Annotated in this window: 5 protein-coding genes and 1 pseudogene; all 6 read right to left on the minus strand. The window is 42.8% G+C overall.

Annotation, left to right across the window (positions count from 1 at the left end; all coding sequences use genetic code 11):
* Window positions 1-879, minus strand: an 879-nt coding sequence (locus HT708_RS04805) for an Rpn family recombination-promoting nuclease/putative transposase (protein WP_172926052.1), incomplete at its 3' end; no start/stop codon positions are given.
* A gap of 100 nt (window positions 880-979) precedes the next feature.
* Window positions 980-2,668, minus strand: a complete 1,689-nt coding sequence (locus HT708_RS04810) for an alpha-L-fucosidase (protein WP_138704757.1) — start codon at window positions 2,666-2,668, stop codon at window positions 980-982.
* A 1-nt stretch (window position 2,669) separates the two neighbouring features.
* Window positions 2,670-3,524: an Ig-like domain-containing protein gene (locus HT708_RS11780; RefSeq protein WP_240156191.1), complete on the minus strand. Its 855-nt coding sequence runs from the start codon at window positions 3,522-3,524 to the stop codon at window positions 2,670-2,672.
* Between the two features lie 15 nt (window positions 3,525-3,539).
* A pseudogene (locus HT708_RS11785) lies at window positions 3,540-4,454 on the minus strand (DUF4982 domain-containing protein); the annotation flags it as partial.
* A 31-nt stretch (window positions 4,455-4,485) separates the two neighbouring features.
* Window positions 4,486-6,459 carry a sugar-binding domain-containing protein gene (locus HT708_RS11790; RefSeq protein ID WP_240156188.1) on the minus strand — a complete coding sequence of 658 codons (1,974 nt, stop codon included), beginning with the start codon at window positions 6,457-6,459 and terminating at the stop codon, window positions 4,486-4,488.
* 237 nt (window positions 6,460-6,696) lie between these two features.
* Window positions 6,697-12,906 carry a ZmpA/ZmpB/ZmpC family metallo-endopeptidase gene (locus HT708_RS04820; RefSeq protein ID WP_240156190.1) on the minus strand — a complete coding sequence of 2,070 codons (6,210 nt, stop codon included), beginning with the start codon at window positions 12,904-12,906 and terminating at the stop codon, window positions 6,697-6,699.
* Window positions 12,907-13,085: the final 179 nt, after the last annotated feature.

Below are 13,085 nucleotides of genomic sequence, written 5' to 3' on the forward strand. Positions count from 1 at the left end.
GCCTTGTTCAATCCCCTCAGCTCGACCACGTTCAAGTCCACGCTCTAAACCTTTTTCGATGCCTTGTTCAATCCCCTCAGCTCGACCACGTTCAAGACCTTCTGCACGACCTCTCTCCAACCCTTTTTCTTCAGCTTGTTCCAAGGCATAGTCCTGCGCTAGCAAGGCTTGTTCTTCGCGTCTGCGTTGTTCACTAAACATCTCCCTGTCCTCCTCGGACCAGCTCTTGTAGTCCAGCAGTTGATCTGCTTGGCTGATGGCTCGCTCGGGTTCCTGAGTAAAGGGCTTATTACCAAAAAACTCCAACCACGGCTTGCGAACCTCGTCTTTGCTGGTTTCTCTGTATTTTTTTAGTTCCAAGAACGCCATCTTAACCAGATGATTTTCTTGTCCATTATTGGTGATGGTTAAAACCTCACCTGTCGTATCCTCGCGCATACTAAAACTATGAAAAGCTAGGTCATCTGAAAAGTAATTGCTGTCCACAATTGCGATAGCGTATACTGGTGCAATGTGTTTGTAGCTCTGGTGAGTATTTCCTTCTTGCTGGCGGATTTTTTCTAGGTTTTGATTGACCTGACTGCACAGATAAGCCCACAGGCGATTGATGAAAAAATTCTGATGATGGACTTGAATCTCAATGATTACTTGAGTACCATTATCTAGTTCAGCTAAAACATCTATACTGGTATAGAAATCCTGTGCCGAGTACGGCAGGGAAGGCAAGACGTGAATGTTGCTTCCCTCCAAAATGGTCACATTTTTAGCTGGCAAGTCCAGCATATCGCGAATAAACTGACAAGTGATTTCTGGGTTGCTGAAAATTTTCTTAGCAACCAAGTCATTAGTTGGGCTAATGCCCGGATGTCTTAAAATCATCCATTTCCTCCTTTTATTATACCATAGTTTTAAATCTAGGTTTACTAGATTTACTGCTACTATCTATTTATTCGGAAAAGAAATGAATTGTAAAGATATTTTATCTCGTTTCAACTAAAATATGAGCTTGATCAACCAACTGTCCATTAACAATCAGATTTAGATAGAAATCTAAGGTCTTATCAGCAACAAAATACAGGGTTGGTATGGTCAAATCTTTTTTGCTTTCCCCAGCTTGGAATTGAAGGACTTGAATCTCGTCCTGATAGACGACACCATGGACACCTGTCCCCGGTTGAATCGAAATCTTAGCCTCCAAAGGAGTGTCACTTTCGCTACGTTCAATCCTAAAATGAAGAGTCTCTCCCTTTGCCACAGCTAGGCTTTTTTCTGCAAATGCTAATCCCTGAACAACCTCTTTTTTTGATAAGCTAGGAGTTTTATAGAGGGAAATCTTGGTCAGTACAGGTAAATCCTGTGACTCTGTAATCATCACGCGCACCTTCTGTGCCTCTACTATCGGCCCTCGCAAAAGGCGCTTATGACCAACTGTGAAGCCCCTGGCAAACTCCTGCCAGACACCATCCACCTCTACTTGCACATGAAAAGCAGCGATTCGTTGCCCTAGCTTCAAATCTTCTCTTAACTCAAGCACATCGAAAGTTTTAGGCGCCCCTAAGTCTAGTTCTAGTTGGATGGGCAAGTCTACATCGCTTGCCCAAGAACTAGTCTCAAGGCCATCTGTCAGATGATGACAAGCAAAGTCTGCGGAAAGAGCTGGACCAGATACCTTGGCTCCCAAAGCCAAATCTTCTTTATAGAGCTCATTGCGATAGGCCGCAAATTCATAGAGACGTTCAATATCCTTTGCATCAAAGAGCCCATCTTGATTCGGCGGAATATTAAGCAAGAGTGGAGTTCCCCGACCCACCGAGTGAAAGTAGATTTCGACCAACTCCTCAAGTGACTTAGGATCCTGCTCTTCATGGTAAAACCAGCCCGGCCGGATGGAAACATCTGCCTCACCGATTGAAAAAATCGTGCCCGAGGGATCTCCGTGCTGAAGATAGTCCAGCTCTGCTTCTGTTCCTAGTTTATCAGGATTCACCTTTTGCCACAGGGGATCACCTGCATATCCTCTTTCATTGCCAATCCATCGGATACTGGTGCCTTCTGTTGAAAAAATCAAGCAGTCGCCCTGCAGGTCACGAATGGTTTCAAACCATTTTTCAAATTCATAACTGACCTTTTGCGCGCCCTCTCCTCTGGCTCCATCCATCCAGACCTCAGCAAATTTCCCTCCATTACCATAGGCAGGATTTGATAAAATCTCCTTCAGCTGTGCCAGATAATAGGCATTATAGTCCGCTTCTCGGTCCACATGATAGAGGGGACTATGGGCATCCCACGGTGATAGGTAGACCCCCATATCCATATCAAACTCTGTGGCAGCTTGGGATACTTCAAGAAGCAAGTCTCCCTTTCCTCTCCTCCAAGGACTGACCTTAACCGAATAATCTGTGTGAGCCGTCGGATAGAGGACAAAGCCATCGTGGTGCTTGACCACCAAAATCAACTTCTTAAAGCCCGTTTCCTTGAGCACGCGAATCCACTCACGCGCATCTAACTGTGTCGGGTTAAAGTGTTCAGGATCCTCCTGACCTGTCCCCCATTCCTGGTCATAAAAGGTATTAGGCCCAAAATGGATAAAGGCTGCTAGTTCATCCTCTAAATAAGCTAGCTGGGCCTGACTAGGCAAGGGCCCATGCGGTTTTATTTCTCTCACCATACTACTTCCTATCTACATTTTTCTTTACTTTTTTGGCATGTACTTGCAATTCTGTTAAGGCTAGGGGGCTTGCCAAGTTTTCAAATCGAAGACGAAGGGCATAGGTTTCCACCTTGTCAAATTCAAAACGAAGCTCCTCATCCTTGTCACTTGACACTTTTCGGATAGCTGATACAGGGCGCCAATTCTCCTCTTGTTTGAGCAGAGAATCCTTGTCCAAATGATTTGGAGTCCGAGGCAAGCTAGGCTCATTCCCTACATAATAATCGATATGGGTAGGATCCACCGCCACGTAGTCTTGATTTTCGACATAATACAAGGTCACATTATCCACAAATCGCGGTTTTAAAATCCCTGCATCTCCAAAAAGAATGCCGACATTGGCTTGCTCTGACTTGGTAATCCAAGTATTGGCTGTCGATTTCTTCCGAGCAATGACCTTGTCATTGAGGTAAGAGGCTGGGTGATTCGGTTCTGAGTGGGAAGCAAAGACCAGAGGCAGGTTAGATCCTGTCCATTGATTGGAAATAACTTCCCCATCTACACTGACATCTGTCACATGAATGGTGACTGTTGCTGGCAACTCACAGCCCGCTACTTGTCCTGTAAGAATACATTCTCCTACCTGAGCATAGACTTGAGGATCGAGTTCATCCCAAGTCACCTTGGCCGTATCTCGTCTGCCATCTGATAAGACTAGCTTAACTCGGTCTGGTAGGTGTGGGGCTTCCTTGACAAGCGTCCAAACCCTTTCAGGCTCAATAGCGCAAATCCCTTGGACACAAACCTGAGCAGAAGCCTTTAAATTCAGCCCTTCTAGCTGACCAGATACCGTAAACTCATGAAAGCTTGCCATATCTTCTTCGGCTATTGCCTCCCAAACAACCTTGACTCGTTTTGCACCGCCAAACTCATAGTCCACTAAAACGGAAGATGGTAGTTGTGGATAAGTCCCCCTATCTGTATACAAGCGAAGTGGTCTTACAGAAACTGGCTTCCCTAGTGAGCTATTTTCTGCCACCTGCAAATGTATTTGATAGGTCTTTCCTTGATAAATAGCACTGATAACCAAGTCGCCTGCAGACAAGCAATGAAGCACTCCCTGCTTGATAATGGCGTGGGCACTACCACTCGTCTCCCAAATCACTTCACTATTCCCCACCTTGTTCACAAGGTTATCCACAGTTTGTGGATAAAGTCCAATAGCTGGGGAATCCCCTTCTTGTAATCCTGCCTGCTTGTCCACTCGAATCTCAAATAAGCGCTGATTTTTCACTGACTGGCAAGCCAAATCCTCTCCCACTAAGAGATCGAAACTTGCCGGCTCTAGCCCTCTGGCACTGGCCTTTACTCTCACTTGACCTACCCGCTCCAAGCTCTGAACTAAGAGGACACCTCTGCCATGAAAGGCTTTCCGCTTAAACCGACCATTTTTCTGGGCTTGGTAACGTTCACGACTGGCCTGCCTACCATTATCCACACCTACAATAAGAGCAGGGCCTTCAATTTCAAAATGAAGCTGATTGGAAGCAGTCGGCATCCAATTTCCATCCTTGTCCAATACATCAAAATAGAGATAGAGGAGGTCTTGCCCATCTGGCTCCAGTTTTGTCTTCTCAGCATGTAGCCCGATTTTGGCTGGCTTACCTGCAGTCACCACCCTATCTTCTGCCACAAGCTGACCTTGACGGTCATAGGCCACAGCACGCAATTCTCCCGGTTGATAAGCCAAAGGCCATTCGAGATAGAGCTGGTCAGAACCTTGTCCCTCCTGGTATCTTCGACCGTCTGAAGTCCATTTTTCCTGAAAGGTCTTCCTACCTTGGGATTTTCCATTGAGAAATAGCTTCTACAGAACGGGCATTTGAATACACTCGAACAGGGATATCCCCATACTTATCCACAACTTGTTGATAACTCTTGTGGATTTCCCAATTCCAATGGGGTAGGATATGAACCATGGGATACTGATCTAGGTCCAACCACTGACTTTGATAGAGATAATAGTCATTTTTAGGAATCCCTGCTGTGTCCACAAGCCCAAAATAGGAACTCTTTACAGGCGTGTCATTTTGGTTGTGCCAAGGAGTTGGCTCACCGATATAGTCCACTCCTGTCCAGATAAACTGCCCCGCATAGTCTAGCCGATTTCTATCTGCTATCCAAGAAGCCGTCGCCGTCTTCCCCCAAGGAACCCGATCATTTCCATAGTCTGACTGTTCAAAATTCCGCACGCGGCGATTATCCCCAACCCATTCCTTAGCTGGGCGAAAATAGCTATCACGCGTTCGGGTAGCCGATGAGGTTTCAGATCCATAAAGTCGCCACTTAGGATGTCTTTTGCGAATCCCATCAATATTGTCTTCCGAGTAATTCAAGCCTACCACATCCAGCAAATCGGCTATCTTTTCATGGCCTCCAGACCCATCTCCAAAGCGAAACTCGTCCATTCCCATGGTCACAAAACGGCTATCATCCACTTCCTTAACCCTTCCCAGCAAGCGTTTGATAGTCTTCAATGAATGAGCATCTCCATTTGCTTCACTAACTTCATTTCCCAAGGACCACATAAAAATCGCTGGATTGTTCTTGCCACGCTCAATCATGGTGCGCAAATCGTAATCTGACCAGAAATCGCCTGTTTTCGCTTCTGGATGAGTCGCTTCTTCCTCAAAAAAGCGACCATAGTCATATTCTTTCTTGCCTCCATACCAGGTATCAAAGGCTTCTTCTTGGATGAGTAAGCCCATTTTGGCAGCTAGATCCAGCAAAATGCTACTAGCTGGATTATGGGTGATTCGGATTGCATTGACACCCATTTCCTTCATCTGGCGCAAGCGTCTCTCAGCAGCTGACCTGTTTTCCACAGCTCCCAGCGCTCCGTAGTCATGGTGCAAACACACCCCATGAATCTTCAACCAGTGGCCATTTAGAAAGAAACCCTTATCCGCTTGCCAATCCATATAACGGTAACCAAAAGTCTCCTCTTCTTCATCAACCAAAATGCCATTTTTGTAAAGACGAGTCTTCAATTGGTAAAGGTGAGGGGAATCAATATCCCAAAGCAAAGGTTGAAAAATTGATATGGCTTGTTGGAAAGAATATTTGTCCCCAGACTCAATCACTAGAGAGTCTGTCTCCTGCCAGTCTGACAGCTGCTGCCCATCATACCAGATACTCTGTTCTAAATATACCGACACAGACTGAGGCCCATCATTTGAAACCTTACTTTCAAGCTGAGTTTCCACCCATCCATCTCTTTGTTCCTTGAGCTTGGAACTTTCTATCTTAATCCCATATAAATCCAGATGCACCAAATCTCTAATCAATAATTTTACTTCTCGGTAAACACCACTGCCCGAATACCAACGACTGCTAGGTTGCTGATTTCCCACAAAAACCGCAAGCTGGTTGGCTGTCCCATCGTTTCTTAGATAAGGAGAGATATCATAAGAAAAGGGTGTATAGCCATTGGGATAATAGCCCAGCACTTGCCCGTTAATATAGACTTGGGCATTCATGTAAACCCCGTCAAAGAGCAAACGCACCGAAACAAGACTAGCATCTTCTTCCAAGTAAAACTGCGTCCGGTACCAAGCCTGACCCCCGTTTAACTGACCACCCTCATTTTGCGCTGGCGAGTATTGGTCAAAATCATTGTAAATACTCCAGTCATGTGGCACTTGAATAGCCTGCCAATTTTCCCTCTGAAAATCCGGTGCCAAGGCCTCTTCCTTCCCCACCTCTTGGCTAAAAAACCAGTGATTTCGTAAAACTTCTTCTCTTCTCATACAAACATGCCTCTTTAAACGAATCGATATACTTGACTATAGCACAAAACAAAAGCGCTTTCAAGACTTCCTCCATCACTCCCTAAATCCTCAGAAAAGATTCTATAATTTGTGGAAAAGTCTGAAAATCACTCCATGTTCATATAAACTGTCATTTTCAAGAAACAAGGTCAAACCTTACAAGAGCGCAAAAAACACCTCTCTGAATGTTCATTCCAGAGAGATGTCCCTTTTGTCTTAACTATTGTAAATCGACTGTCTAAAGTCATCTGAATCTTTGAGATAAGCTTTATAAATCGCTTTTTTCAGTTTTTGAACTGGAGTTTCAATAAACATAAATTTCTGAGCTGTTGTGTTTCCTGCTTTTATTTGAGCAAGTTCCTCTTTAACAGCTTTCTGCATCAATTCACCTAACTTCTGACTTGTCAGACTTATTTGCTGACCTTCATATTGGATTGTCAAAGGTTTCAATTGATTGAGCCTATCTACTCTTTCCTTGAACTGTGCTTTTTTAAACTCAGCATAGCTCTTACCATTCAAAATTTTATTGAAAATGTAAGTATCAGATAGAGGCTTGTTCTCAGACTCTGCTTCGTGCTTGTATTGATTTGAAACATAAGGAACAAATCCTTCATAATAGCCCAAAGCAGCCATCAATTCAAAGGCTTGTTTTCTAAAGGTGATGTCCCCACTCATACCAGAGTCATTTTGACTAACACCATAAATGGTATCAAACATATCAACGGTATAGTAACCATTTGGTGCAATTTTACCTTTATCCTTAAAGCCAGCAATGATATAACGATTGACCAGGATATGATTGTCAATTAAACTATCAATATCTGTCAAGTTTTTGGCATCTTCTAAGGTCAGAGCTTGAATCTCCTCACTCTTATGAGTCGGTTTAACTGCTGTATTACGGTAATCTATCCATCTTCTAAATGGTGAACTAATCGGAACTATTTTCTTGAAATATTTGGTTTTTTCTTCATCAGTTAGATTTTTCGTTGCCTCAGCTTCTAGATAATCTAGAGTATAAAGGACATCAAAACTTCCCTTCATGTAAGATTGCAAATCTTCTGCCGTTTTAAATCGATCAGGTGTCTTATTGTAAAATCCATCCTTATCACTCTCATCATATACAAAGTTGAGATTGAAATAAGTATCCTTTTCTGGATTATAGGAGTTTTCAAAAATACCACGCGCATAAAACTCTGCGGCTGTACCATCTCGACGACCGTGATTATTAAACAAGACCGTTCTATCTAGTAAGTGCGTCATTTCATGAGAATAAGTCGCTGAACCTCTATCATCCAGAACTCTATCTATAAAGTAACGGACGCCTAATCCATTAGCCTCAGCTCCCACCTTACTTACTGGAGAATAGTAATTCATAGGAGTCATAAATTGGTCGACCCCCTTATCAGCTCCACTACCAGTAGCTGGTGACCAAGTGCTATCAATCTGGGCATTCGGATTACTTGTATATTTCTTCATCGTATCAATAATCAAGCGATTTGTCAGCAACTTATCACGATTTTCTGGTTTTGTTATACGATAAAGAGTATCAACATAGTTGGCTTGTTGTACAGCCGCCTTTTCAATTAAAGACTTGACTCTAGCAAGCTCAGCCTGATACTTAGTTGGATTAGACTGGGCAAGAGAAGTATCTATATAGGAACCAATATTACCGTAAGTAATCGTCGCCATATTACTAATCACGTAAACATGTGGTTCTTTCACATTCAAAAGTCCCAAAATAGCAGCCATATTAGCCTCTTGTTTACGAGGATCCTTTTCCCCAGCTGTCAACTTGCTATACAGCCCGACATGCGCTGAAGGATTTTCCTTAGATGGTTTTTCAACAATCATAGCTTGGCTAGATTTTTTAAGCCAGGTATCCGCATCATCTGACGTAAAGAGTTGGCGATTGCTGTCTAAAAATTCCTTCAAGCTAGCCTTACCGGTGATAGTCGATAAATATTTTGTAAATGTTTGAGGACTATTGGTCAATTTCATCTCTTCATAAGACATGGATCCTAATTTTTTCAAACTAGTCAAGGCTGTCATTGTCTTATTGCCAAATGAACTTGGATTAAAGGCCAGAATATCACGAATATTCGTGTCCCCAAATTGAATATTATAAAAACGATTGATATAAGACAGTCCCAACAAAATCTGCTCTTTGTATTGCTCCAGCTCTTGTTTGACCTTGCTGCGATTTTCAGGGGTATCTCCTATAATTCCTAATGTATGCGAGGCAATCTTTTTGAAACTTGACTCAGCTTGCCTCTTCGTCTGATCAAAGCTTTCTTGGATTGACAGTTTTTGAAGATACTCTATGCGCAACATATCTTTGACCTCTTGGTCAGTGATATTTGGGTGTGTTTTTCTGAGCGCAATTCTCCTTGTTATAATATCTCGAGGATCATAGACAGGCTCCAACTGTTCTTTTAGTTTACTGTTATTTAAGAAATCTACTGATCTCGCGCTTGTGGTAAGAGCAGACACATCCACAGCATCTTCTCTCTCACTATTAGCTGGAAGCAAGTGTGGTTTATCCTCCTGACTACCAACTAAAACAACTCTCGGTTTCATTGGTTTTGTTATTTGACTCACTTCTCGAGGATTAACCAATTCACCAGTTTGTTCATTGATAGCGTAGGTTCTGGTCAGTGTATTCTCACCAACTTCTCCTTCAGAGGCTACCTTTTCCATCTTTTTAGCAAGCGAAGAATCCTCTCTTCGCTCCTCAGTAACAGCAATCGGTTGTATTACTTTTTCCACATTACCAACTTGAATCACTTTATCGATTGCTGGATTTACTTGTCTAGTGGTGTCAGATACCGTCACCTGACCTGTTGCCTGGTCTAGTTGATAAGTCGTCCTAGTTTCCGCCGAACCATCACGCCCTGCAACCGCTACCTCCTCTTTTCTGAATTCCAAAGCAGGATTCACTTGGTAAATCGTTTTATGAGATAGGACAGTGGTTTCAACACTCGGTTTAGTTCCAACTTCCACAACTTGATCAACTTTGTTAGCTACTATTTTGACAGTTTTATTCTCAGAAATATTTCCACTTGCTTGATCTTTAGTATAGGTAGTAGTAGCTTGTTCTTGTCCCTCAACACCTGGAATTTTTACTCTTGTAATACCGTGGTCTAACGCCTCATTCTTTTCATAAATGGTTTCATAAGGAACAGCTTTGGTCTCTACTTTGGTCTGAGGAAGTTGAGTGTCTTCTTTAGTACCAACCAAGATTACTTTTTGGCGCATAGCTTTAGTTACTTCAGTTTTCTCAGTTGGATTTGTTAATTCTCCTGTCTCCGGATTAACTTCATAAGTTTTAGTGACGGTTGTTTCCCCTTGCTCACCGGCATCTTCAACCTCTTCTTTTCCTTTTGAAAGTTCAGGGTTATCTTTTCTCAACTCAGTGATTTTTATAGGTGACACGATCTTTTCTACATTTCCAACTTTTACTATTTTGTCTTTAGCTGGAGTGTTTTCTGTTGTAGTTTCTTCTGAGATAGCTCCTGTTTCTTGATTTACTGTGTATGTTGTAGTTGATACTGTACGCCCTTTTTCACCTGGTGTTTCTTCTTGTTGCACATTGTAACTTAAATCTGACGATGCTTTATAAATTGTCTTAAAAGGAATTTCTTGTGATTGAACTGTTGGTTTTGTTCCTACTGCCGTTATTTTCGTTTGCATTGCTTTGGCTACTTTTGTTGAAACTTCTGGATCAGTTAATTCTCCTGTCGTCGAATTTACTTTATAAACACTTATAGTCGTTGTTTCTTCGTCCTGACCTTGTTCTCTAACTACTTTAACCCCTTTATCAAGTGACTCATCCGCAACAAACTGTTCACCTCTTTTGGTTGTTGAGGTTGTTTCTTCTACATTTCCAACCTTAACAACTCTATCTACTGGATGTTTTTCTATTTTTGTTGAAGTGTTTTCTACTATTTTCCCAGTACTTTCATCAAAACTGTAAGAAGTAGTTGTCACTTTCTTACCATTTTCACCTGCTACTTCTACTTGTTGCTCTTTGTAATTTAAAGCTGGTGAAGCTTTATATGTTGTTTCATACTCTAATACTGTTTCTTTCGTTACTGGACTTGGGACAATTGGTTGCTCTTGGGGAGCTGAGGGTTCAGGCTGAACAGCTGGAGCTGGTTCGTTTCCTTGACTTGGGTTGACCTCTGGAGATGGAGCCGTTTGTTCTGGTTGTTTTTGGGTTTCTTGTGGGGCAGACTCACCAACATCCTTTACCCCCTCAACTGGATTCTCCAGCTGGTTCTCCTCACCCTTTTGTTCCGCAGGAGATTGATCTTCTTCGCGTCCTGATTCCATGGCTGGGCTTTCTGGCTCAGAATCTTTGGTCTCAGCAGCTACTTTAGATGGTGGCTGGGACTCAGTACCTTGTGGGGCAAGAGTTTGATTTTCCTCACCCCCTGATTCCACGGCTGAGGTTTCTGATTCAGAATCTTTGGTCTCAGCAGTTGCTTTAGATGGATGATTAGACTCAGTACCTTGTGGGGCAGACTCACCAACATCTTTTACCCCCTCAACTGAATTCTCCAGCTGTTTCTCCTCACCCTTTTGTTCCGCAAGAGATTGATCTTCTTCGCGTCCTGATTCCACGGCTGGGGTTGCTGGTTCAGAATCTTTGGTCTCAGCAGTTTCTTTAGATGGTAGCTTAGACTCAGTACCTTGTTGGACATGAGTTTGATTCTCCTCGCCCCCTGATTCCATGGCTGGGCTTTCTGGCTCAGAATCTTTGGTCTCAGCAGCTACTTTAGATGGTGGCTGGGACTCAGTACCTTGTGGGGCATGAGTTTGATTCTCCTCGCCCCCTGATTCCACGACTGGGGTTGCTGGTTCAGAATCTTTGGTCTCAGCAGCTACTTTAGATGGTGGCTGGGACTCAGTACCTTGTGGGGCAGATTCACCAACATCTTTTACCCCCTCAACTGGATTCTCCAGCTGGTTCTCCTCACCCTTTTGTCCCACAGGAGATTGGTCTTCTTCTCTCCCTGATTCCACGGCTGGGGTTGCTGGTTCAGAATCTTTGGTCTCACCAGTTTCTTTAGATGGTGGCTGGGACTCAGTACCTTGTGAGGCATGAGTTTGATTTTCCTCGCCCCCTGATTCCATGGCTGAGGTTGCTGGATCTGGTTGCTTCGGCTCGGCTTCGGGTTTGTCAGGTGTTTGTTTCTCGCCCGATGTTGCTTCGGCTCCTGGTCTTGGTTGTCCTATTCCATCAGCTGGTTTTGTCTCTGTTTCATTCTCTACTATTGGAGTTTTTTCAGGTTGAACTGGTCTACCTTCCTCAGATTTTGGTGCAACTTCTTCCTTAGTCCCAACTACAATCACCTTGTCCACCGGATCTTTTGTGATTATATTTTCTATAACTTTGCTAGATTTTTCCCCATTAACGATAGTGACTTCCGTATAGATGGTGCGTTCACCAACAACACCTTCTTGAACAACTTTAGTTTGCCCTTTAGCTAAGGTTGCATCTTCTTGTTCTATCGTTTGGAAAACAACCTCCTCTGTAGTGATTAGCAATTCTGGTTTCTCTACTGTGGCATTTAACACACCTTCCTCAGGACTTGTTTTATAATCACTATTATCTTCTGCTTTCGGTTGTTCTACTTTGGGATTTCCTGCAACTTCTTCCTTAGGCCCTATAGGCACAATTTCATCAGGAGCTTCAACAATTTTCTCAACTGCGTAGGATGGTTGAGGAGATTGCACAAGGTCTTCAGTCGAGCTAAAATGAGATGCAGTCTGTGGTACAATCTTCTTAGATTGAGGTTCTGAACTTTCCTCCTTTTGAGATAATGCTGGCGACTCTACCTTATCAACAGAAAGTTCCTTACTAGCACTATCTCTTACCAAATAATATCCCGTAAATTCGTATCCTTGGACTCTTTCAGGACTTGGTAGAAACTGACCTTCTACTCTCTTAACAAGGGCTGGTTGCAATTCTACCAAATTTTCTAAAGCAGAGATGGATGCTACCCAGCCACCAACAGCAAAGACTGTCACAAGGAAGTAAGACGCTCCCCTTTTTCTCTTGATTAAAGTGAAGGAAAGCAATAATAATCCTGCTCCCAAGATAAACATCCCATCATTAGAAAAAAGACCTGTTTCTGGTAATCTTGTAGCCAATTTTCGATAGATAAAGTAGTATTCTTTTCCCTCTTTTACCTCAATTTTATTTTCTTCAAACCATTGCAACTCAGATTTCAGCTTTTCAGGTAAATCCTGCTCATCCAAATAATGACTTGAAATTAGTGTTGAACTCGTTGCGGTAGCCTGTACAGGTTGAGCACCCATACCAGCAAAAAATAAACTCGTTCCTAGCAAGACCGAGCAAGCTCCTATTGCATATTTCCTCAAAGAAAAACGCTGCTTTCTCTCAAATTGAAATTCTTTCATCCCATCTCCCATCATTCATTATTACTGTATATTTAGTATATCAGAAATAGTTTGTATTCACAAATCTTTCTAGTTATTCCCTTATCATTCCAAGTTAAGGGAGACAACATACAATAATTTTTATTTAATACTCTTCGAAAATCTCTTCAAACCACGTCAGCGTCGCCTTGCCGTAGGTA

Source organism: Streptococcus sp. 3613 (genome assembly GCF_013277375.1).
GTDB classification, from domain to species: domain Bacteria; phylum Bacillota; class Bacilli; order Lactobacillales; family Streptococcaceae; genus Streptococcus; species Streptococcus pseudopneumoniae.